The organism is Corynebacterium sp. HMSC05C01 (assembly GCF_001807155.1).
Classification (GTDB): Bacteria; Actinomycetota; Actinomycetes; order Mycobacteriales; family Mycobacteriaceae; genus Corynebacterium; species Corynebacterium coyleae.
Map to the genome: position 1 here is coordinate 277,316 of NZ_KV787954.1, position 22,127 is coordinate 299,442.

General features: G+C 58.9%; 18 protein-coding genes. 6 read left to right on the plus strand and 12 right to left on the minus strand.

From position 1 onward, the window contains the following. The first annotated feature begins 85 nt into the window (after positions 1-85). Both HMPREF3145_RS06115 and HMPREF3145_RS06120 read left to right on the plus strand, forming a co-directional pair. Complete coding sequence (locus tag HMPREF3145_RS06115) at positions 86-682, plus strand: peroxiredoxin (RefSeq protein WP_070422344.1); 597 nt, start codon at positions 86-88, stop codon at positions 680-682. Positions 683-768: 86 nt separating this feature from the next. Continuing rightward, positions 769-1,293, plus strand: a complete 525-nt coding sequence (locus tag HMPREF3145_RS06120; RefSeq protein WP_070422345.1) for an alkylhydroperoxidase, AhpD family — start codon at positions 769-771, stop codon at positions 1,291-1,293. 88 nt (positions 1,294-1,381) lie between these two features. On the opposite strand, the gene HMPREF3145_RS06125 is transcribed toward HMPREF3145_RS06120, so the two are convergent. The 6 genes from HMPREF3145_RS06125 to HMPREF3145_RS06150 form a co-directional block, all read right to left on the minus strand. Beyond that, positions 1,382-2,410 carry an ornithine cyclodeaminase gene (locus HMPREF3145_RS06125; protein WP_070422346.1) on the minus strand — a complete coding sequence of 343 codons (1,029 nt, stop codon included), beginning with the start codon at positions 2,408-2,410 and terminating at the stop codon, positions 1,382-1,384. Positions 2,411-2,440: 30 nt separating this feature from the next. Next, positions 2,441-3,952: an amino acid permease gene (locus tag HMPREF3145_RS06130; RefSeq protein ID WP_083279407.1), complete on the minus strand. Its 1,512-nt coding sequence runs from the start codon at positions 3,950-3,952 to the stop codon at positions 2,441-2,443. A gap of 35 nt (positions 3,953-3,987) precedes the next feature. Further along, entirely contained in the window at positions 3,988-7,419 is a 3,432-nt protein-coding gene (locus HMPREF3145_RS06135) for a bifunctional proline dehydrogenase/L-glutamate gamma-semialdehyde dehydrogenase (protein ID WP_070422347.1), read from the minus strand. 203 nt (positions 7,420-7,622) lie between these two features. Continuing rightward, the gene (locus HMPREF3145_RS06140; protein ID WP_083279408.1) at positions 7,623-8,870 is read right to left on the minus strand and encodes an NAD(P)/FAD-dependent oxidoreductase; all 1,248 of its coding nucleotides are present in this window, start codon (positions 8,868-8,870) and stop codon (positions 7,623-7,625) included. A gap of 104 nt (positions 8,871-8,974) precedes the next feature. After that, complete coding sequence (locus HMPREF3145_RS06145; RefSeq protein ID WP_070422404.1) at positions 8,975-11,503, minus strand: DEAD/DEAH box helicase; 2,529 nt, start codon at positions 11,501-11,503, stop codon at positions 8,975-8,977. A gap of 56 nt (positions 11,504-11,559) precedes the next feature. Next, the gene (locus HMPREF3145_RS06150; RefSeq protein ID WP_070422405.1) at positions 11,560-12,612 is read right to left on the minus strand and encodes a PAC2 family protein; all 1,053 of its coding nucleotides are present in this window, start codon (positions 12,610-12,612) and stop codon (positions 11,560-11,562) included. Positions 12,613-12,750: 138 nt separating this feature from the next. Between HMPREF3145_RS06150 and HMPREF3145_RS06155 the strand changes: the two genes are divergently transcribed. Then, positions 12,751-13,896 carry a DUF4192 domain-containing protein gene (locus HMPREF3145_RS06155; RefSeq protein ID WP_168161885.1) on the plus strand — a complete coding sequence of 382 codons (1,146 nt, stop codon included), beginning with the start codon at positions 12,751-12,753 and terminating at the stop codon, positions 13,894-13,896. On the opposite strand, the gene galE is transcribed toward HMPREF3145_RS06155, so the two are convergent. From galE to HMPREF3145_RS06185, 6 genes are all read right to left on the minus strand, one after another. Beyond that, on the minus strand, positions 13,893-14,873 hold the full coding sequence (gene galE / locus HMPREF3145_RS06160; protein WP_070422349.1) for a UDP-glucose 4-epimerase GalE: 981 nt from the start codon (positions 14,871-14,873) through the stop codon (positions 13,893-13,895). The genes HMPREF3145_RS06155 and galE overlap by 4 nt on opposite strands. Before the next feature lie 19 nt (positions 14,874-14,892). Next, entirely contained in the window at positions 14,893-15,582 is a 690-nt protein-coding gene (locus HMPREF3145_RS06165; protein WP_070422350.1) for a metal-dependent transcriptional regulator, read from the minus strand. A gap of 129 nt (positions 15,583-15,711) precedes the next feature. Then, positions 15,712-16,701, minus strand: coding sequence for a sigma-70 family RNA polymerase sigma factor (locus HMPREF3145_RS06170; RefSeq protein WP_070422351.1), 990 nt, complete (start codon positions 16,699-16,701; stop codon positions 15,712-15,714). 118 nt (positions 16,702-16,819) lie between these two features. Beyond that, positions 16,820-17,254: a D-aminoacyl-tRNA deacylase gene (dtd, locus tag HMPREF3145_RS06175; protein WP_070422352.1), complete on the minus strand. Its 435-nt coding sequence runs from the start codon at positions 17,252-17,254 to the stop codon at positions 16,820-16,822. A gap of 21 nt (positions 17,255-17,275) precedes the next feature. Next, positions 17,276-18,817, minus strand: a complete 1,542-nt coding sequence (locus HMPREF3145_RS06180; protein WP_070422353.1) for a DUF7782 domain-containing protein — start codon at positions 18,815-18,817, stop codon at positions 17,276-17,278. After that, the gene (locus HMPREF3145_RS06185; RefSeq protein ID WP_083279411.1) at positions 18,810-19,361 is read right to left on the minus strand and encodes a DUF3099 domain-containing protein; all 552 of its coding nucleotides are present in this window, start codon (positions 19,359-19,361) and stop codon (positions 18,810-18,812) included. The genes HMPREF3145_RS06180 and HMPREF3145_RS06185 overlap by 8 nt, the downstream gene beginning before the upstream one ends. Positions 19,362-19,409: 48 nt before the next feature. Here HMPREF3145_RS06185 and HMPREF3145_RS06190 point away from each other — a divergent pair, with 48 nt between their 5' ends. Genes HMPREF3145_RS06190 through HMPREF3145_RS06200 form a run of 3 tightly spaced genes read left to right on the plus strand, consistent with a single transcriptional unit; the run spans position 19,410 to position 22,037 of the window. Further along, positions 19,410-19,667: a DUF3039 domain-containing protein gene (locus tag HMPREF3145_RS06190; RefSeq protein WP_070422354.1), complete on the plus strand. Its 258-nt coding sequence runs from the start codon at positions 19,410-19,412 to the stop codon at positions 19,665-19,667. Beyond that, positions 19,664-21,421 carry a DEAD/DEAH box helicase gene (locus HMPREF3145_RS06195; RefSeq protein WP_070422355.1) on the plus strand — a complete coding sequence of 586 codons (1,758 nt, stop codon included), beginning with the start codon at positions 19,664-19,666 and terminating at the stop codon, positions 21,419-21,421. The genes HMPREF3145_RS06190 and HMPREF3145_RS06195 overlap by 4 nt, the downstream gene beginning before the upstream one ends. A gap of 52 nt (positions 21,422-21,473) precedes the next feature. Next, the gene (locus tag HMPREF3145_RS06200; protein ID WP_070422356.1) at positions 21,474-22,037 is read left to right on the plus strand and encodes a DUF4190 domain-containing protein; all 564 of its coding nucleotides are present in this window, start codon (positions 21,474-21,476) and stop codon (positions 22,035-22,037) included. Positions 22,038-22,127 lie beyond the last annotated feature (90 nt).

Genomic DNA, 22,127 nt, shown 5'->3' on the forward strand with positions numbered 1-22,127 from the left:
TTTGGTTGCAACCTTCTGCGAACTGTGTCATACTGTTTTACGTCCGAAACACATTCGTTTGACCAGATTCTTTTGGAGGATCATCATGCCGATCATGACCGTTGGAGAGCGTTTTCCGGAGTTCGACCTTCTCGCACTGAAGGGTGGCAACCTGAAGGAAGCTAACGCTGCTTCCCCGGACGACTACTTCGAGCGCGTCTCCCTGGATAAGTACGAGGGCAAGTGGAAGGTCATCTTCTTCTACCCGAAGGACTTCACCTTCGTTTGCCCGACCGAGATCGCCGCATTCGGCAAGCTCAACGAGGAGTTCGAGGACCGCGACACCCAGGTGCTCGGCGGCTCCATCGATAACGAGTTCTCGCACTTCAACTGGCGTGCAACCCACGAGGAACTGCTGGACATCCCGTTCCCGATGTTCTCGGACATCCGCCACGACCTGATCCGCGCCCTCGGTGTTGAGAACGCTGACGGTGTCGCAGACCGTGCAACCTTCATCATCGACCCGGACGGCATCATCCAGTTCGTGTCCGTCACCCCGGACGCTGTTGGCCGTAACGTCGACGAGGTCCTGCGTGTCCTCGACGCTCTGCAGTCTGAAGAGGTCTGCGCCTGCGATTGGCAGAAGAACGACCCGACCAAGAACATCGACAAGATGGCTGTGGTCCAGGAGTCCCTGAAGTAGCACCCGGACTTTAGTTTCCGTGCCGCCCCGCGCTCCTTAACGCTGGAGTGGCGGGGCGCTCCCATACCAACTGAAAGGATCAACGTATGTCTATCGATAACCTGCGCAACGCACTTCCCGAGTACGCCAAGGATCAGAAGCTTAACCTTGGCTCGCTGACCCGCTCGACCGAGCTGACTGAGCAGCAGCTGTGGGGCACGCTCGTCGCCTCCGCGGCTGCGACCCGCAACGCAACTGTCATCTCCGAGATCACCGACGAGGCCAAGGAGCACCTCTCCGAGGAGGCGATTGACGCAGCCTTCGGCGCCGCTACCGTCATGGCGATGAACAACGTCGCGTACCGCGCTAAGGGCTGGCTTGGTGACGACTACGCCAACGTGAAGTTCGGCCTTCGCATGAACATCATCTCCAAGCCGGGGGTAGAAAAGGCTGACTTCGAGCTGTGGTCGCTCGCCGTTTCCACCATCAATGGTTGCGAGCACTGCGCCGTCGCCCACGCCAACACCGTCCGCGAGGAAGGCCTGACCAAGGAGCAGGTCTGGGAGTCCATCAAGATCGCCGGTGTTGTCCAGGCTGTTGCCCAGACGATCACTATCGAAGACGCACGCTAAGCCACTAGCGCGTATCGACGATTAAACGCCGCTGGCCCCGAACCTTTCTGTTCGGGGCCAGCGGCGTTTCGTCGTTAAGCAGAGCGCGCTACATGGGGCTGAGCACCTTGGTGGTCAGGGAGAACAGGTCCTTCGGATCATCCGGATCGGCGACCAACTCAATATAGGTCTGGAAGTCGGTGCCAGCAGTCGAGTCGCGCAGGTAGCGCAGGGCGGAGAAGTCCTCGATTGCGAAGCCGACCGAGTCGAACAGTGTGATCTCCTCATCGCTAGAGCGGCCCGGGACCTTGCCTGCGATGACCTTCCACAGTTCGACGACCTCGAAATCCTCGCCCTTGTTCTGGATCTCGCCCTCGATGCGGGTCTGGGGAGGGAACTCGACGAACACGGTGGCGTCGTCAAGAATGCGCGGATCAAGCTCCGTCTTGCCGGGGCAGTCGCCGCCCACGCCGTTGATGTGTACACCCGGGCGAACCAAGGAGTAGTCCAGGATGGTGTTTTGCGCCTTGTCGGCGGTGCAGGTCGTAATGATGTCTGCGCCTTCGAGCGCATCCTCAACGCTGTCGGCGATGTAGACCTCGATGCCGAGCGGCTCGATATTGCGGCGGAACTTCTCCATCGCGTCCGGGTCGATGTCGAAGATGCGGACCTTCTCGATACCCAATGCCGCACGGAACCCGAGCGCCTGGAACTCTGACTGGGAACCGGAGCCAATCATCGCCATGACTTCAGAGTCCTTGCGCGCGAGGTACTTTGCCGCCATTGCGGAGGTTGCAGCAGTACGAAGTGCGGTGAGCAAGGTCATCTCGGCTTCAAACGTAGGGTAGCCGTTGTCTACGTCAGCCAGGAAACCGAAAGCGGTCACAGTCTGGAAGCCACGAGCCGGGTTCGACGGGTGGCCGTTGACGTACTTGAATCCGTATTCGATTGAGTCGGAGGTGGGCATCAGTTCAATGACACCGATAGGGGTGTGGCTGGCCACGCGCGGAATCTTGTCAAATTCCTCCCAGCGGACGAAGTCCTTTTCGATGTATTCGAGGATGCCGGCGATGATCTTCTCCACACCGTGGTGGTCGATCCAGCGGCACATGTTGGTGACGTCGACAAGTTGAGTCATACGGAAACTTCCTTTCAAAGTAAGAGGGGATTAATGGGTAACGATTGGGGGATCAATGTCGGGTGCTTGTTCACCAGTGACGTGCTCGTAGTTCACGTGCGAACGCGAGATGAATTCAACGCGATCGCGGACCTTGAACCAGCCGAATGCAAGCGCCGGCCACATCAGCAGCGACACAATCAGTGTCCAGGTGCCAATTGGGTAGTCGAAGGCCATGAGCACGACAACCAGCCCAAGGAACAGCAGCGAGACAATATCGGTGAACGGCGAGAATGGTGCGCGGTAATCCGGACGGGTGTACTTGCCCTGCCGGGCCAGCCGCACAAAGCGCATGTGCGACAGGGAAATTGCCGCCCAGGACGCCATCGTGCCAAGTGCCGCGATATTCAACACAACCTCGAACGCTGCCTCCGGCACGAAGTAGTTGAGCACAACGCCGAACAGGGCGACGCCCGTGGTCATCAGAATGCCACCGTAAGGCACACCACCCTTGGTGACCTTGCCTGCCCACTGCGGTGCGGAACCGGCCTTGGACAGCGAGTACATGATGCGGCCCGTGGAGTAGAGGCCGGCGTTCAGGGAGGACAACGCAGCGGTGATGACCACCAACTGAGTGATAGGACCGGCGTACGGCACGCCGATGGAGTTGAAGAAAGTCACAAACGGTGACTCGTCACCGGAGTACTGGGTGTACGGCAGCAGCATGCACAGCAGGAGCACGGAGCCGAAGTAGAACACCAGCAGGCGGAAGACAACAGCATTAATCGCCTTCGGGATGTCCTTACGGGGGTTCTTTGCCTCACCAGAGGTCGTGCCCAGCAGCTCGATACCTGCGTAAGCGAACACGACGCCTTGGATCACGATCAGTGCCGGCAGTACGCCGTTCGGGAACCAGCCACCGTGATCGGAGATGAGCGTCAGGCCAGTCAGATCACCACTCGGATTGCCGAAGATGACCATGAAGATGCCGACCGCGAGGAACGTGAGCAGGAACGCCACCTTGATCAGGGAGAACCAGAACTCCATCTCGCCAAAGAACTTCACCGAGACGAGATTCATCCCCGTCACAAGAGCGATGATCGCAAGTGCGATGACCCACTGCGGAATGTCGTTAATCCAACCGTAGAACTGGCCGAACCAGCGGATGTAGATCGCAAGCGCTGTCGCGTCAGCAACGGCGGTCGCTGCCCAGTTGAACCAGTACAACCAGCCCGAGACGTATGCGGCCTTCTCGCCAAAGAATTCGCGAGTGTAGGACACGAACGAACCCGAGGTTGGACGGTGGACAATGAGCTCACCCAGACTCCGCAGGATGAGGTATCCGATGAAACCGCAGAGCAGGTACATCAGGGCTAGCGACGGTCCGGCGGCCTCAAGGCGCGAACCTGCGCCAAGGAACAGACCGGTACCGATCGCCGAGCCAATTGCGATCATGTTGATCTGACGGGTGGACAGCCCTTTCTGCAAGCCGGCATCTTCGTCAGGAATGACGCCAGCTTTAGGACGAGTTGATGCTTCCGATGGTGGTGGTTTCGTAGTCATCGGGTTCTCCCAGGGTTGTGTCGGTTAGTGGGGGACTAGTTCCTGATGCCGGCCGGGTCGTGGATGACGCCGAAACGGTGCAGGGTTGCGGAGATGGCCTGCTCCAGTAGGTACGGGAGCAACTCACGTCGACCGTCGATGAGCGCCGGGCTATCAAAAACGGCGGTGGTGATGTCGCCGTAGATGTCTGCCGGGGCATCGCCGATAACGCGGATGCGAGAAGGAGTGCCCTCAACGCGATTCGCATCCACAGTGATGGAGGCAGCTTCAAGGTCCGCGACGAACTCTGCAGGTGCGACAATGCGGATCTCGGAGCCGGTGATCGCTGCTGCGAGCAGCTGGCGGTAGACATCGCGCAAGCGGTAGTTCTCACCGACGTAGATCACGACCGGCTCGAGCGTGTTGCGGTAACGGAAGATGTTCGCCTCCGAGCGAAGACCAGAGTGGTCGTGACCACGACCGAACTCGCGGTCCCATGCGCGCTGGTCGTACTCAGCAGCACGGGAGAGCCAGCCGTAGTCCTCCGCATCGACGTTCGGGCGGAACGCCTCCAGCAGCTCCTGGATATCGGCGGAGATGCTCACGCCCGGCGACGGAGCCACACCATCACGGTCACGCCACGTGCCCATCTGTGCCACATAGTTCGGGCCACCAGCCTTCGCGCCTGGGCCGACCGAGGACTTCTTCCAGCCACCGAACGGCTGACGCTGCACGATTGCACCGGTGATACCGCGATTGACGTAGACGTTGCCAGCTTCCACACGGTCGAGCCAGGTATTGATCTCGTCGCCGTCAAGGGTGTGAATACCCGCAGTCAAGCCGTAGCCGGTGGAGTTCTGCCACTCAATAGCCTCATCGAGGTCCTTGGCGTGCATGATGCCCAGGACCGGTCCGAAGCACTCGTTCTGGTGGTACCAGGAGCCAGGCTTAACGTTGTCGCGGATACCGGGGCTCCAGAACTTGCCTTCATCATCGAGCTTCTTCGGCCGGAGCAACCACTTCTCGCCCGGTTCGAGCTTGGTCAAACCGCGCTGCAGCTTCTCGCCCGGAGCTTCAATCAAGCCGTTCATCGTGGTGGAGAGCTCGGTGCCTGGGCCGACCACGAGAGTGGAAGCAGCGTCAAGGAGCTGGCCACGAATACGCTCAGACTCGGCCGCGGAGCCGACGAGAATTGCCAGCGACGCCGCGGAGCATTTCTGGCCGGAGTGGCCGAATGCCGACAGATACAGGTCGTTGATCGCCAGATCCGGGTCGGCGGACGGCGTGATGATGATGGCGTTCTTGCCCGAGGTCTCAGCCATGACGTTAAGTTGCGGGTTCCACGACTTAAACAGCTGGGCTGTCTCAGATGCGCCGGTGAGGATGATGGCGTCCACGGCGTCGTCGGTAAGCAGTGCCTTGCCCGCCTCACCTTCGTCAGCGCGAACGTACTGCACCGTATCCGGGTCGATGCCCTTCTCTGCGAAGACTGCCTGGATGCAATCCGCGATCAGCTTGGCACACTGCGTTACCTGCGGTGCCGGCTTCAGGATCACAGCGGAGCCTGCCGCCAACGCCGCCATGACACCACCGGTCGGAATAGCGACCGGGAAGTTCCACGGCGGAACAACCACCGTGAGCTTGTTCGGTTCGAACTCTGCCTCAATGTCGTCGAGGTGACGGGCGCTATCTGCATAGTAGTCGCAGAAGTCGATCGCCTCGGAGATCTCTGGGTCAGACTGGTCGACAGTCTTGCCGGCCTCGTGAGCCGCAACGGAGACGAACTCGCCACGGCGGCGTGCGATCTCGTCGCCAATCGCCTCCAGCACCTCTGCACGCTCGTTGGCGGACAGGGCACCCCACTTCTTCTGCGCCTCGAGAGCGCGCTCGATGTTGTCACGGATAGCAGCAGGATCGGTGATCTCCTCACCGGTGTCGATCGATGGCGGAGTGCTCAGGTGCTTGATCGCCCAAGCACGGTTGGCCTCAAGGGCAGGATCCGTATCCGGCTCGTTGAAGAAGCGGCCGGTCGTTGCGGAAGCATGTGCGACGTGGCGCTCAGTTTCCGTATTACGGTCTTGCGTGCGGTTCGGGCCATTGTGCACGTCCCAACGGTTGCCGACAGCCCAGCGGAAGACGTACTCTTGCTCCTTAATCGGATCACGGTCCTCAGTCTTCGGAGCGAACAGGGCATGCAGGAAGTTCTGCGGGGCAGCGTTCTCCTCGAGACGACGCACCAGGTAGCTCACCGCCACGTCGAAGTCATCGCGGTCGACAACCGGGGTGTACAGGATCTGGTCGCCGTACACCTCGCGCACGATTTCCTGCTGCGCAGGGGACATGCCCTGCAGCATCTCAGAGTCGATCATCGCGGTGACACCGCGACGCTGTGCCAACTCGTATGCCAACGCAGACGTGAACAGGTTGTGCGAGGCGATACCGATAGAAACCGCATCTGCAAACTCAGGGCGCAGGATGAAATCCAGCAGGCGGTAGTAGTTTGCGTCCACCTCATCCTTGGTCAGGTACGGAGCCTGCTCCCAACCCTTGACTTCAGCGTGGTGGCGTTCCATGGACAGGTTCGCACCCTTGACCAGACGGATCTTGATCTTGGAGCCACCGTCGGCCACACGCTTCTGGGCGAAGTCGGCCAGGTACTCGAGTGCACCAAGCGTGTCCGGCAAGTACGCCTGAAGCACAATGCCGCCCTGGTAGTCCTTGAACTCCTCCTCGCTGAGCAGCTGCGTGAACACGTCCAGCGTGAGATGCAGGTCGTGGTACTCCTCCATGTCCATGTTGATGAACACCTGAGGGCTACGGTCGCGCGCAGCGCGGTACAGCGGGCGGATGCGGTCCTTGACCAATCGAACGCATTCGTCGTAATCCCAGTGGTTGAGCTGCGACACCATCGACGATGCCTTGACGGACACATAGGTAACGCGTGGGTTCTTGATCAAATTGAGGGTGCGTTCTGCACGATCTGTTGCTTCCTTCTCGCCGAGGACGGCCTCACCGAGCAGGTTCAAGTTGAGCTGCTCACCACGCTTCTGTGCGTTGTCGAGAAGCTTGTTCAGTGCGTCACTTTCGGCATCGAGAACCAGGTGGCCAACGAGCTGGCGGAGACGGGCACGTGCCGCAGGAACAACTACGTTTGGCAGGAATGGGCCGACGAAAGCACCAATTCCGACGAGCAGGGAGTTGATCTGGCCGAGGAATCGGGCGTCGACACCGCGCGTGATCGCCCGCAGTGCGTGTGCTGCGACACGGTTGCTTTCCGGGCGCATGACGCGGTCAACGAAGTCCATGGTGAAGCGGACACCGTTTTCGTCGCGAAGCAACTCAGCGAGCTGCTGGGTGGAGGCGTCGTCGGCGTCTGCTTCGGCGGTAGCTTCCATCCAGTGGTAGGCGCGAGCAACAGCTGCCTCGATTACTGCCTCGAGGTCATCGCTATTCGACGGCGCGATCTGGTTGGTGCTCAGTTGTGGCATTTGTGTTCCTTATCACTCAAAACTGACCAATGTGACAGGGATTAAGATAAGGCACAACCGCGATTTTCAATGCAATTAGATGCCGTCGCACGAGTCGTGCGAGGAAACCTGCAGCGCACAGCGTTGACGGGTGGGGAAAACGGGGGATAAAAATAACCCCGCCACATGCATAGTGCAGTGACGGGGTTTGAAACGTTGGTGCGTTACAGGCCACCGAACGGGCCGCGCAGCGGGTCGAATGGCTTGATCGTCTCGTCGATCTCGCCGGTCACAATCTGCTTTGCCAGCATCTTGCCGGACAGCGGGCCCAGGATGATGCCCCACATGCCGTGACCACCGTTGGTGTACACGTTTGGCACCTTCGTCGCGCCAACCAGTGGGAGACCGTCCGGAGTGACCGGGCGGGAACCGACCCACTCGTCCTGGCGATCTTCCCAGTCGATGCCACGGAAGAACGGCTTCGTCGAGTGAATCATCGAGGCAATACGGCCTGGCTGGAACGGCTCATCCGGGCCGCGGAACTCCATCGTGCCTGCAATGCGGAAGCGACCCTGGTACGGGGTGCAGGCGATCTTTGGATCCGGCAGATACACCGGGCAGGTAGCAGGCTCAGCTGTCTCAACCGAGAAGGAGTAGCCGCGACCAGCCTGAATCATCGTGTTCACACCAAGCTGTTTAGCCAAGGACGGAAGCCACGCACCGGTTGCCAAAACAACGTTGTCGGCCTGCAGCCACTCCCCGGTGGAAAGCTTCACGGCTGGCTTGCGGGTGGAGGTGACCTCTACGACCTCAACACCCGTCGTGATCTTGCCACCGCGCTCGATAATCGAATCTGCAATGGCCCGGCAGTACGGACCCGGCTCGATGAAGCGCTGACCGCCCATGCGGTAGGTTGCGCCGACCTTCTCGGTCAGCATCGGGGCGTCAGTGCGGGCGTCGTCAAGCGTGATCTGCTCGAAAGGAATATCTTGGCCGTGACGCTGAGCGCCTTCGACTTCCTTGAGGAAGCCGGCGGCTTTGCCCTCGTTTTCGAAACCGATGATGAACGGACCCTCATGTGTGGAGGCCTTCACACCACCTGCTTCGAGCTCGTCGAAAGCAGCGAGGGAAGCAATATCTGCCTTAGTGAGGCGAGCCATGGTCTTGTCCCATGCGCGTCCCGTCGCGTGTGCCATGAAGTTGGCGCAGAAGCGCCACAGCTTCGGGTCGAAACGCACCGGCACATCCAAAGCAGCGTGCTTATCAAACAGTGCGGTCGGGCCGTATGCCCACAGGCTCGAGTTGGACAGCGGGATCGTCTTGCCCGGTGCCAACCAGCCGGCGTTGCCCCAGGAAGAACCGGCCGCAACATCGATGCGTTCGAGAACTTCCACCTCATGGCCATATTCCTGCAGATGCCATGCGGTTGACAGACCGGTCATGCCGGCGCCGACAACAATTGTGCGCGTCACGTTGTGCTCCTTGTCACGCTAGAACCAAAGTTTGCCCCACACAATCTAGCCGGGGTGGATGTGTTTTGGGGCAAATTAGAACTTTCCGTTTCATGCGAGCACTTCTACTGCCCCCGAACCTCCAACGAGGAGACCCGAACCTCACCCGCTTCATCGGATGCGTCGAGATCCACCACACCGTGAATCTGGAACGCGTTGTCGCCTTCGGGGTCGTTAATAATCTGGGTGACCTGCCAGGATCTGCCGGATTGATCACCGATGTGGAAGAATTCAGGACCGCGTGCGTCTGGGCCAAGATCGACATCGTCGTACTCGTCGAAGTAGTCGTCCATCGCCCCCGGCCAATCCACCCGCTCGTCTGTTTCTAGGTAGTCGAGCATCTCGGCCAACTCATCTTCTTTCTCATAAGCGAACAGTTCGACCATTCGGAAGAAGTAGTTGCGGACCATGATTGTGAACGCACGACGGTTGGCGGTCAGTGCGGATGGGTCTTGTACACCAAACGCCAGCTCTCGGTCGATGGTTTCCTGGCTGACAGGTTCGTCTTCTCCGGTCATGTGCGCCCATTCGTCGATGAGCGACGAGTCCACCTGACGAATCATCTCGCCGAGCCATACGACGATGTCCTCGAGCTCGTCGTTCATGTAGGCATCGGGGATGGAGTAGGAGAGCGTGCGCCAAGCATCGGTGAGGTAGCGAAGCACCACACCTTCGGAGCGCGCCAGCCCATATGTGGAAATGAGATCGGAGAACGTCATTGCGTGCTCGATCATGTCCCGCACCACAGACTTCGGCGACGGCTCGAACTCCTTCGCCCACGGGTTGCCCTGGGTGAAGGTATCGAACGCTTCGTCCAACTCGTCGGCCAATGGCTTCGGATAGGTGACATCCTCAATAATCGCCATGCGCTCGGTGTAGTCAACACCTTCAGCCTTTAGCGCAGCAATTTCTTCTCCACGAGCGGCTTTCTCTTGCGCTTGGAGGAGTTGCCTCGGGTCGTCGAGGATCGCTTCAAATGCTGAGATGACATCAAGGGTGTATGTATCCGATTCCGGATCCAGCAGGGTAAGAAACGCCAGTGCGAACGGAGCGAGAGGTTGATTTAGCGCAAAGTCGCGGTCGAGCTCCTGCGTCAGCGTGTATGGGCGAAACGCGGGAGAGTCCGGAGTACGTTCCACCACTCCAGCGTTAATCAGCCCACGGAATAGCTCCACTGCGGTGAGGATGTCCCTGTTCTGTTTCGCACGGTTGTCGTGGTTGTCGCGCAGTAACTTGCGCATGTGCTCGTAGCCGTCACCAGGGCGTGCCACCACGTTGAGCAGCATCGAGTTGCTCACCTTGAACTGGCTTGTCAGCTCTTCGGGTTCAGCGACCTTCAGACGTTCAAAAGTGTTCTCAGACCAGGAAACTTCACCGTCGCGGGCAGATTTCTTCCGTATCTTCTTGAGTTTCTTAGGATCATCACCCGCCTTGCGGCGCAGCTTTACGTTTTCTATCTCGTGTTCGGGCGCTTCCACCACTACAGTGCCTTCGGTGTCGTAGCCTGCGCGACCTGCGCGGCCTGCGATTTGGTGGAATTCACGCGACTTCAAGATGCGCTGGCGAGTTCCGTCGTATTTGGCCAACCCAGTGATGAGCACTGTACGAATCGGCACGTTAATCCCCACACCGAGCGTGTCTGTACCGCAGATGACTTTCAGTAAGCCGGTTTGGGAAAGCCGTTCGACAAGGCGACGGTACTTCGGCAACATGCCTGCGTGGTGGATTCCGATGCCACGACGCACAAGTTTGGACAGCGTCTTGCCAAACGTGGTGGTAAAGCGGAAATTGCCAATCTCTTCAGCGATCCGCTGCTTTTCCTCATCCGTAATGATTTTCATGCTGGTCAGCGCCTGCGCTCGTTCAGTGGCTTCGCGCTGAGAGAAATGCACAACGTAGATCGGTGCCTTGCCGTCGGCGAGCAGCTCCTCAATCGTCTCGTGCACCGGCGTGAACACATAGTGGAAATCCAGCGGAACGGGACGCTCAGCGCCGCCCACATAAGTGGTGGTGCGCCCGGTGCGTTTCGTCAGGTCCTCCTCGAGCCACGCAGTATCGCCTAGTGTCGCCGACATCAGCAGAAACTGAGCCTTTGGCAACTCCAGTAGCGGAACCTGCCAGGCCCATCCGCGCTCCGGCTCGGAGTAGTAGTGGAACTCGTCCATGACGACTTGGTCGATTCGCGCATGCTCGCCTTCTCGCAGTGCGATATTTGCGACGATCTCCGCTGTGGCTGCAATGATTGGCGCATTGGAGTTCACCGTTGCGTCACCGGTCATCATGCCGACGTTTTCAGCGCCGAAGATTTCGCAGAGCGCAAAGAACTTCTCGCTTACCAGTGCCTTAATCGGCGCCGTATAAAACGATCGTTGTCCACGGGCGAGGGCAATGAAATGCGCTGCGTTGGCGACCATGGACTTCCCGGAACCAGTCGGGGTGGCCAAGATAACGTTGTCGCCGGCGAGCAAGGCTAGCGAAGCCTCCTCTTGAGCAGGGTAGAGGCTGATACCGCGGGACTCGGTCCACGAGGTAAACGAGTCCCACACCACGTCCTCGAAGAGGGACTCAGGTGCTTCGGCAATGTCGGAGAGCATATCAGTGAGCGTCACGCTCACCACCGTAGCTGACCGCCCCGACATCCCATCAGCATTTAGGATGTTGCGCCGGTGTCACCTTCGCTGTCGTCGTCACTGTCGCCGTCACCTTCTTCAGCGTCGGGGTCGATGAAGAAGTAGTCACGCAAGCGCCGATCAGTGTTCTCATCGTGAGGCAGGCTGCGCTGTTGACCACGGTTGCGGTCACGGTCCTCTATGGCGGTGAGGTAGTTCTCAAAAGCCTCGCTGATTTCCTCACCAGACGGCATCTGTGCCTCACCGGGCATCATGGCTTGCGGGTGGTGGCGACGGTATTCCTCCATCTCCTGGTCATAGTGTTCCTCCAATGCTTGGACCACATGGGTGATCTCAGCGGAGTTCGTCGTTTGTTCTGCAAGTTGCTGGGAGACCCGCTTCATGTCGCCTTCCAACGAACCAAGCGGGAAGGTCAACGTGGTGGAATCCTCTACCGACTGCAAGAGCTGGAAAGTTGCGTGCGGGTACGGAGAAGCAGCGACATAGTGCGGGACGTGCGCTGTGTAGCCTGCGACATTTCGCCCACGCTTGTGGAGTTCGCGCTCAATGAGAATTGCGGCGGAGCCAGGAACGCTCACCATACCGTCGAAGGTGTACATCGAGCCGACGAGGTCGGTGTCGTTGCCGTGTGCTGATACCACAAGGGGGCGAGTGTGTGGCGCGCCCATAGGGGCAGCGTAGAGGCAGATCGTTTTATCCACATTGAAACGCTCGACGAGGTCGGCGACTGCATTGCTAAACGCTTCCCAGCGAAGATCCGGTTCAGGCCCGGACAGGAGCAAGAAAGACTTGCCCTTGCTGTCGCGCAGGACCCGCATATCGAGTTGCAGGTCTGCAACGTCTGCGATTTCAGCATGGGCGAGTGTCACCGTTGGGCGTCGTGAGCGGTAGTCGATGAGCTCGTCGTTGCTAAACGTCGCCACCGTATGGGTCTCTAGCGCGGCCTTAAGATGGTCGGCTGCAGACTCAACTGCGTGACCTGCGTCGGCGTAGCCGTGCATGGCAATAATCAGCGCCGGGCCCGATTGGGAGGTGCTGTCCACGGTGGGCGAGGGGTACTCAAGCTCGTACATCTGCTGATCGTAAGTCACGGTTGTAGATCTCCTGAAATGGTATCGCTGATTCCCCCACCACAACGAAGGAAGCGAGCAAAACATTCCCCGTTATGTTTTTGGATGGAACCGAACACTGCTTCAGTGCGTCTGATATTTATGACAGACACTCAACCACAAGGAACTCATTCATCGGATGGTGCTGGCGCGGCGCACCACGACACCTACACATTGCAATCGCCCGCGCACTTGATTGCATCACTTCCTGGAACTCTCGGTTACTTTCCAACTGAAACTGTTTCGCTGATCACCTTGCAAGCGCGTCCGGGGGAACCTGACATCTTGGATGTTGGGCCGTACTTATGCTCTGATTTGGGCAGCACAGAGCAGCTTCGCAACATGCTTGAGCAACTGCCAATAACGCAACGTGTGGCGACGTTTGGCGTGATCATTAGCCGAGTCCCTGATTCGGAGATGGTCAAACAGGCCGTTAAGGAGTTGCGAGACAGTTATCAGGGGATTGTGCCACTGGTCGACGCGTGCTGGTTAGTTTCGGAAGTCGCTGATGGCACCCCGTACCGCCTCGCGTTCTCCAACGAGACGGAGAACGCACAGATCTGGGGGTGGGAGGACACATTCGCTTCGGGTACGGTCGCTTCGGTGATCGCGTCGCCGGCGATGCGGCCGTACATCGATAACGGCTTGCTGCCGGAGCTCGATCGCGCGGATACGTTCGAGCACTTCGACCCGCTATTGCTCAGCGATGCTGTGCGTTGCGACGAGGTCGCGCCCGCTGCGTATCGACGAGGCCTTGACCTAATGGATCTGGTCTCAGTGGCACCTGCTCTTGCGCGCCGGGACGTCGAGCGGGCCTGCGAGCTCTTCGTCTCAACGCCAGCGGATTCGATCATTGACGGGGATGGATACGTTGAACTGAGCGATGTGTTTCAGTCGGATGACGAAGTCGAACTTATCGCCGCGATGCTGAGCAGAAGCCGGTTGCGCGACTGCTTAATCGTCGACGCGCTTGCATACCCGTTCGGGGCATCCGCGGTGATGTTGTGTATCGCGAGGAACTTCACCGGAGCCATTCGGGCCAACGCGTTGTGTCTTTGGGCGATGGTTGCCCTTTCCCAACGCTTGTACGCATGGGCGGGCACTGCGTTGCGGTGCGCAGACGAGGAAGTTCCAGGTCATGCGCTGTCGAATCTGCTGCTGCAAGTGATGCTGGCGGGCAAGGCAGAAGAGATTCTTGAAGTGAGCAGTCGAGCATGCAGAGACACGTGGCTCGAATTCGGAGGTTAACGCGCCGAGTGCGAACGGCTTCCCAGTTCGCGGGTGAACGCCCATGCGTCCTCGACGATTCGGCGTAGATCTGTGCGGGTGGGGTTCCAACCAAGCTCACTTTTGATCTTTTCGGACGACGCGATGAGCACAGCCGGATCGCCTGCACGGCGAGGAGCTACCTCAGCTGGGATGGGATGGCCGGTGACTTCGCGACACATCTCCACAACTTCTCGCACCGAATAGCCAGCACCGGAACCAAGGTTATAGATCTTGTGTTGGCCAGGCGTGTTGTTTTCCAAAGCGAGCATGTGGGCGTCGGCGAGGTCGCGGATGTGAATGTAGTCGCGCACGCAAGTACCGTCGTTTGTTGGCCAGTCATCGCCGTACATCATGATCTTGTCGCGGTAGCCCATGGCAACCTGCAACACAATGGGGATGAGGTGGGTTTCAGTGATGTGGTTTTCACCAACACCGTTGTGTGCGCCGGCGACGTTGAAGTAGCGCAGACTCGTTGCGCCGAGGCCGTACGCATTGGCGTAGGACGTGATTGCGTGGTCAATCGCTAGCTTGGAGGCGCCATAGGGATTCGTTGGACGTGTTGGCGCATCTTCGGTAATCGGCACGGTGTCTGGTTCACCGTAGGTGGCAGCGGTCGAGGAAAACACCAGGGATTTCACGTCGTGCTTGCGCATTGCGTCGAGCAACGCGAGTGATACTCCGACATTGCCATGCCAGTACTTGGCGGGATCCTCCATCGACTCGCCGACAAGCGAGCGTGCAGCGAAATGCAGTACGCCATCGACGTCACCGTCAGCCAGTACGTCGTCGATAACATCGACAATGTTTCCCTCAACGAGCACAGCCTGCTCAGGGACAGCGTAGCGGTTTCCAGTGCTGAAATCGTCGATAACGGTGACGTCGTGGCCTGCTTCAAGCAGTGCTTGCGCGCACACACTTCCGACGTATCCTGCGCCGCCTGTGACTACAAGTTTCATGGGGTTTCTCCTCGAAGCGTTAGTTGAGCGGTTCGACGCGCAGCGCGTGTGCTAGCTCAGATGGAAGTACAACAGTTTCTCCGTTGGCGGTCTTGACTTCCAGCGCGCCGTCTTCAAATGGAGTCAACGTCACTTCTTGGCCGACGAAGTGACCGATGCCTGCAAGGGAGACACCGTCTGTCAACGGGACCTGAAGAATTTCCGAAATCTGCACAACACGCGCTCTGGTCGGTTCCTGGATTCGAAGATCGGTCGCTCGAGTTCCGCGTGTCTCGGGCACCCCCTGTGGTGCTCCCAGCTCTTCCAGTGCGGGGATCGGGTTACCAAATGGGGAGTGGGTGGGGTTATCCAACACTGCGACAAGGCGACGTTCGACCTCTTCGCTCATGACGTGTTCCCAGCGACATGCCTCGTCGTGCACTTTCTCAATATCAAGGCGCAGCACGTCGGTCAGAAGACGTTCCGCGAGACGGTGTTTGCGCATCACCGCGGTTGCGAGTGCGCGCCCTTCCTCAGTGAGGGAGAGGGAACGGTCTTGCTCAACAACGATAAGTCCGTCGCGCTCCATGCGTGCCACAGTTTGCGACACGGTGGGGCCAGACTGCTCAAGCCGTTCAGCGATGCGAGCGCGAAGGGGAGTGATGCCCTCTTCTTCCAGCTCGTAGACCGTTCGCAAGTACATTTCTGTGGTGTCGACGAGGTCACGCACGGTTGTTGGTTCCTTCCACTCGACGAGGCAGCAGCTGTTGCTGCTATAACGAACGTTCGACAAATACTGTAGCCCAGCGATAGTGACCTAAGTCCCATCACTGGGCGTAGTTGTTGTTTTTCCTAATGGCTACATTGCGTAATCGCGAAGACGGTCTGCACGTTCGCCCACACGAAGCTTCGCCATGACTTCGCGTTCGATCTGACGTACGCGTTCCCGGGATAGTCCGTACTGTCGGCCAATCTGGTCCAAGGTGCGCGGCACACCGTCAGTCAGTCCATAGCGCATGCGGATGACATCCTGTTCGCGCTGCTCAAGGCCGTTAATGATGTCTTGAATGTCGTCATGGCGCAGCGTAGTCACGACGGCGTCTTCGGCGTCGGTGGCTTCCGCGTCCTCGATGAAGTCACCCAAAGGCGCCTCTTCATCTGCACCGACCGGCATATCCAAGCTGACGGGGTCGCGGGATTGGCGCAGCAGCATTTCGATCTTGGACTCTTCGATGCCGGACTCTTCGGACAGTTCCTCGTTCGTCGGCTCACGGCCGAGAGATTGATACATTTCGCGACGAATACGTGAGAGCTTGTTGACCTGTTCGACAAGGTGCACAGGGAGGCGGATTGTGCGGGACTGGTCAGCCATACCTCGCGTGATTGCTTGGCGGATCCACCAGGTGGCGTAGGTGGAAAACTTAAAGCCCTTGGCGTAGTCAAACTTTTCCATCGCACGAATAAGGCCGAGGTTGCCTTCTTGGATGAGGTCCAACAGTGGCATTCCGCGGCCGGTGTAGCGCTTCGCAAGCGATACGACCAGGCGCAGGTTCGCCTCGAGGAGGTGCGCGCGCGCCTTGCGGCCTTGCTTAGCGAGGATTGTCAGGTCGCGCTTTTTTGCCCGGGTGAGTTTCACCTCCGGATCGTCGAGAAGATGCTGAGCGTAGAGGCCAACTTCGATCTGTTGGGCAAGCTCGACCTCTTCTTCAGCGTTGAGTAGGGCGGTTTTGCCGATGCCGTTGAGATAAACGCGTACAAGGTCTGCGGATGGGTTGTCGTTGGTCTGATTACGTCGGCTACCGCGGTCGACGTTCTCTTCTTTTTCTGTGGCACGATCCGGCTGGGTCATGTGACAACGCCTCCTCGGACTGGGGTGAAACACTTCATGTTGCATCGGTGCAATCTGATAGACCAACGGTCCGAGGTGAAGAGGTGTTCCCGCGGGCACCATTTATATTCACTGAGCGTTACGTTTCTACCAACACGGTGAACGGCCCTTCGTTGACACTCTGGACTTGCATGTTGGCGCCGAATCGCCCTTCTTCGACATGAATTCCGCGTTCACGCAGTGCCGACGCGATCTTTGCGATGATTGGCTCCGCAACTTCGCCAGGGGCAGCGTCTCCCCACGATGGGCGGCGACCCTTGGCAGTGCGGCCTAAAAGCGTGAACTGGCTGACTAAAAGCACCGGAGCATTGACGTCTTCAACGGACTTTTCCCCGTCGAGAATGCGCAGTTCTGCAATTTTGCGGGCCATCTTTTGCCAGGCTTCTTCGTCGTCTTCGCGGCCAACGCCGACAAGGGCGAGGATTCCGCCTGTCTCAGCGCAATTGATAGCGCCGACAACGTCGCCGTCGACGGTGACGGAAGCCTCGGAAACGCGGGTCAGGACGGCTTTCACAGGATATTCCTCTGTTTCTGATCAGATAGCGGCGATTTCTGCGGGTAGGACAACGCCATGACGGACAAGATCAACTATGGCTGCCGAGCTGGATTGCTCAAGTTCATGTAGTGCAGCCTCGTCGTTAATACCGTTGGCAGCAGCGTAGAGCCCAGTGACGTCGCGAAGCGCAAGGCCTTGCGGGTGCAGCCCACGAATAACGGAGAGCACCCCAGCATCCACGGTATGGGTAAACCGTGGCCCGTCCGTGCGAGTCACACGGATGACCTCGGGTGCGAAGCCGATACCGGTTTCGGTGTCGGCCAAACTGACCTCCTCAAGCGCGACCCCTGGGCGCAGCATGTATTGGGCATCAAGAACTTCGGCGAAGGATTTTCCACGCAGCCAATCGCTACGCAGGAAGTATTCTTCAACCTCCGGTGCTAAGCAGTCAGTGAAATGCTGGGATAGTTCCTCAGCGGTGACCTCAGTTGAGGCATCGCCGATATCTTCCAAGACGATCCACCCGAACCCGATTCCAGTGACGTTATTTTGCGCAAAGTGCTCCAGCCACCGTTCGGTGCGTTCGATGCCTTCAGTAGAGCGGGGGTCGATGGATTCGTCGCGAAGCCACGTGGAGACGTACATCCCCGGATCCACAACATCGCGCTGCAGCACCCAGGCGTTCACTCCTGTGCTGGGCAACCACGACGCCACCCGAGACTGCCAGGACGCATCCTTGCTGTGCACCCAGGAACCCAGGATGAAAGCACGGCCACCTTCGGCAAGATGTTCCACTGCGCCGGAGACAACGAGCTCGGAGGCCGCATCAAGATCCAAGCCTGAATCGCGGTAGACATGGCCCACCTCGGGCAGTCCGACAACAAATGGGGGGTTGGCCACAATGCGGTCGAACCGTTCGCCCGCAACAGGTTCAAACCAACTTCCTTGCCTCAGTTCCACATTGTCTACACCGTTGGCAGCAAACGTCGCTCGAGCTAAGTCCAGCGCTCGACCGTGAACATCTGTCGCGACAACTCTCTTAGCAACGTGGGCCTGTGCAAGTGCCTGCACCCCCGAACCCGTTCCCAAATCCAAAACAGACGACACCGGTGTCTGAGGCGCAGCCGAAAGCAGTGATAAGGAAGCGGCGCCAACGCCGAGAACATGATCGTGTCCTGGGACGATGTCGGTCATCGACGCGTCGAGATCGGAAAAGACAAAGCGCTCCTTATCTGCGATCGCATGCGGGCGCACATCGAGTGCGATGTGAAGTTCGGCATTGTCGGTTGCAGGGGCGACCACGCAGTCGTCGATAAGCAGCTGCACAAGCTCTTGCGACAGCACATCACTGAGTTCCGCTGCGGTGCATGGCTCGCGCAAGATAAAAAACCGGATCAACCGCGACAAACGGGACCCATCCTGGCACGCGTGGCGCACTACTCCAGGCTCACCGCGAAACATCGCCTGCGTCGCGGCTGGCCCAAGGTGCTCAGCAATCCCTGCGGACGTAAAACCGGCCTTTGCCAATGCTTGGGCAAGAGTTTTCGCTGTCTCCGGGCTTACCGTTACTGAATCACTCATCGTTGTCTCCTGTTGCATCATCCCCACCGTCGTCGTGATCGATGATATCGGGCACGTTTGCCGTGCTTGACGACGAACTCTCGAGCGCCGTACGACGAGAATTCTCCAACCGAATCTCCTCACGCACTACCGCAGGCTTGTACACGTTTTTTGAGCGTGCATCCCGCTTCTCGCCCTGTGCGTTGCCCAACACCACCGCAATCCAAGGCAGCGGTACCGAGACGACGAACAATATCGCCGCCAAAACCCACCAGCTCATCCACGCAGCCCAGATCGCGGCGAGGATGAACGGTAGGCGAAGCCCCTGCAAAATGGCGTACTGCTTCTCACGAGACTGCCGGTTTTGTTCAGGACTCGTCACCGCGTCTGTGATCAAAGCGCGGGCCATGCGACGACGCCGACGCGAGTGAGGCACAGAGGAGTCGACGACATCCTCGGCTTGAGCGTCAACCGTCTGATCGTCCTGGCTCAAACTAGAGAACAACCCGTCACGGGCTCGGTCCCGCGGATCAGAATCGGGGGAAACGTTCTCATTGGTGCTCATATGCGTCGAGGTTAGCCCTCCGGCTTAACCTCTCGCTCAATTTGGGGCATGATAGAGCGCGTGAACACGACGACGAAGACACTTGAACGCCCGGATTTGCGGGAAGATACCTCGTCGACAACCGACGACGGAACCCCGAAGTTTTTCCACTACGTCAAAAAAGACCAAATTGTCGACTCTGCGATTTCCGGCAAAATGGTCGTCGCCCTGTGTGGCGAAACCTTCCCGGTGAAAAAACAAGCAAAGCCCGGCTCTCCGGTGTGCCCGGACTGCGAGCGGATCTATAAGGGGCTGCGCCGCAAGTGACAGCCGCGTCTTCTGGGCCTTCGCTGCGCAAATGGCAGCAGGAGGCCCTCGATTCGTTTCTGAGTACCAAGCCACGCGACTTCATGGCTGTGGCAACGCCCGGCGCAGGTAAGACCACCTTCGCGCTCACGCTTGCCTCGACCCTGCTCGCTGACCGCACCGTCCAGCGCATTATCGTCGTCGTACCAACCGAGCACCTCAAGCACCAGTGGTCGGACGCCGCCAAGCGGTTCGGAATGTCGTTGGACCCAAACTTCACCAACTCTTCGGCAGTCAACGCCGCCTACGACGGCATCGTCGTCACGTATGCGCAAGTAGGTATGCACCCCTTCAAACACCATGCTGTCGCTTCAGCACGACGCACGCTGGTGATTCTCGACGAGATCCACCACGCAGGTGACTCCAAGAGCTGGGGTGATGGTGTCTACGAGGCATACAACGACGTCGAACACCGACTCGCTCTGACCGGTACACCGTTTCGCTCCGACGACTCGCAGATCCCTTTCGTGCGCTACGTCGAAGACGGCGCCGGCCACCTCGTCTCAGAATCGGACTACACCTACGGCTATTCCCACGCACTTGCCGATGGCGTCGTCCGACCCGTGGTGTTCCTTGCATACTCCGGCGAAGCACAATGGAAGGACTCAGCAGGGGAGGAGTACTCAGCTCGCCTCGGCGAACCACTGAACGCCGAACAAACCGCACGTGCATGGAAGACCGCACTGGACCCGAAAGGTGACTGGGTCGCAGCCGTCCTTAATGCTGCACACACCCGCCTGATGAAAGTCCGCGCAAACATGCCGGACGCCGGCGGACTAGTCATCGCCACCAACAAAACCACCGCCCGCGCATACGCGAAGATCCTGGAAAAACTCTCCAACACCCCAGTCACGCTCGTTCTTTCCGACGAACCAGGCGCCTCCGATCGAATCGACGAATTCTCAGCATCTCGCGACGAATGGATGGTCGCTGTCCGCATGGTGTCCGAAGGCGTCGACGTGCCACGCCTATCCGTCGGCGTCTACGCAACCTCAGCATCCACACCATTGTTCTTCGCCCAGGCCATCGGACGCTTCGTCCGTTCCCGCATGCCCGGCGAATCGGCCTCCGTCTTCCTGCCCTCCGTCCCAGTGCTGCTGCGCCTGGCTGAGGAAATGGAAGTTTCACGCGACCACGTCCTAGGCAAACCTCACCGCGAATCCGGCTGGTCCGACGAACTGCTCGAGCAGGCCAACCGCACCCAAAACGAACCCGACAAAACCTCCGGATACGAAACCATCGGAGCATCAGCGGAGCTCGACTCGCTGATCTTCGACGGATCCACCTACGGCACTCCAACAGTCGCCGGCTCTGCAGAGGAACAGGACTTCCTCGGACTGCCCGGCCTCCTCGACGCCGAGCAAGTACGCACCCTGCTGGCCAAACGCCAGGCCGACCAACTCGACGCACGCGATGCTGAAGAAAAAGCGCGCCGGGCAGAGGCACGACGCGCTCGTGAACGAGCAGAGATCCTCGGGGAGCCGCAGAAGGTAACACAGCCGGTGGAGGAGACTCCCCAAAGTGCAACTGCAGCTGACGAACTCCCTCAGCTACGCAGCGAACTCAACGCGCGCGTATCCATCGTCGCCAGCAAAACTGGTCGCCCACACGGTGCGATCCACACCGAGGTACGAAAGGCCTGCGGAGGCCCACCGACTGCACTGTGTAGCGCGGAACAGCTCCGAGAACGCATCGCATACCTTCGTGACTGGTGACACCGAAGTCGGTACAGTGGGCGGGCACATTACGTAAAACGAGGAGAAACGAATGACTGACCGCTACAACCCCAACGGTTACCCGAACGACCCGAACGGCCACCCTGAGGGAGTCTCGCCCTATAACCAGCCGCAGCCGGAAGGCTACGACACAGCGAACAACTACGCCGGCTATGAGGCACCAGCGGGCTATGACACGGCCCAGAGCCCCTCCGCTTACGGCGCGCCCTACGGCACAGCGCCGGTAGGGGAGCAGAAACCTAATGGCGTTGCAATGGCAGCCCTGATTTTCGGCATTCTCTCGATCCCTGCCATGTTCACGTTGTTCGGTGCCATCATTCTTGGTGTCATCGCGGTGATCCTCGGCATCGTTGGTATCCGTAAGTCGAAGAACATCGCCGGCCCGGGCTCCCGCAAAGGCATGGCGGTGACCGGCCTGGTCCTAGGCGCTTTCGCAATGATCGCAACTACGGTGATGATCTTCTGGGGTGTGTACTTTGCCAAGGACATCATCGGCGATTGTGAGCAGTACCAATCTGACAACGCTGCATACCAGAAGTGCATCGAAGATGGCTTCAATGAAAAGATAAATGAAATGGAAGGGTCCTCGAACTAAAGACCGCGGTGATACTCGCCGTAAACGAATAGCACCGAGTACAAGCGCAAGCTCAGCGCCCCAGCCCGATGATGTATCGGCCGGGGCGCT

What these genes read in the sequence shown, in the direction of transcription:
- HMPREF3145_RS06115 (WP_070422344.1), top strand. Translation starts at nt 86, where the DNA reads ATGCCGATCATGACCGTTGGAGAGCGTTTTCCGGAGTTCGACCTTCTC.
- HMPREF3145_RS06120 (WP_070422345.1), top strand. Translation starts at nt 769, where the DNA reads ATGTCTATCGATAACCTGCGCAACGCACTTCCCGAGTACGCCAAGGAT.
- HMPREF3145_RS06125 (WP_070422346.1), bottom strand. Translation starts at nt 2,410, where the DNA reads ATGACTCAACTTGTCGACGTCACCAACATGTGCCGCTGGATCGACCAC.
- HMPREF3145_RS06130 (WP_083279407.1), bottom strand. Translation starts at nt 3,952, where the DNA reads ATGACTACGAAACCACCACCATCGGAAGCATCAACTCGTCCTAAAGCT.
- HMPREF3145_RS06135 (WP_070422347.1), bottom strand. Translation starts at nt 7,419, where the DNA reads ATGCCACAACTGAGCACCAACCAGATCGCGCCGTCGAATAGCGATGAC.
- HMPREF3145_RS06145 (WP_070422404.1), bottom strand. Translation starts at nt 11,503, where the DNA reads ATGCTCTCCGACATTGCCGAAGCACCTGAGTCCCTCTTCGAGGACGTG.
- HMPREF3145_RS06150 (WP_070422405.1), bottom strand. Translation starts at nt 12,612, where the DNA reads ATGTACGAGCTTGAGTACCCCTCGCCCACCGTGGACAGCACCTCCCAA.
- HMPREF3145_RS06155 (WP_168161885.1), top strand. Translation starts at nt 12,751, where the DNA reads ATGACAGACACTCAACCACAAGGAACTCATTCATCGGATGGTGCTGGC.
- galE (WP_070422349.1), bottom strand. Translation starts at nt 14,873, where the DNA reads ATGAAACTTGTAGTCACAGGCGGCGCAGGATACGTCGGAAGTGTGTGC.
- HMPREF3145_RS06170 (WP_070422351.1), bottom strand. Translation starts at nt 16,701, where the DNA reads ATGACCCAGCCGGATCGTGCCACAGAAAAAGAAGAGAACGTCGACCGC.
- HMPREF3145_RS06180 (WP_070422353.1), bottom strand. Translation starts at nt 18,817, where the DNA reads ATGAGTGATTCAGTAACGGTAAGCCCGGAGACAGCGAAAACTCTTGCC.
- HMPREF3145_RS06185 (WP_083279411.1), bottom strand. Translation starts at nt 19,361, where the DNA reads ATGAGCACCAATGAGAACGTTTCCCCCGATTCTGATCCGCGGGACCGA.
- HMPREF3145_RS06190 (WP_070422354.1), top strand. Translation starts at nt 19,410, where the DNA reads ATGATAGAGCGCGTGAACACGACGACGAAGACACTTGAACGCCCGGAT.
- HMPREF3145_RS06200 (WP_070422356.1), top strand. Translation starts at nt 21,474, where the DNA reads ATGACTGACCGCTACAACCCCAACGGTTACCCGAACGACCCGAACGGC.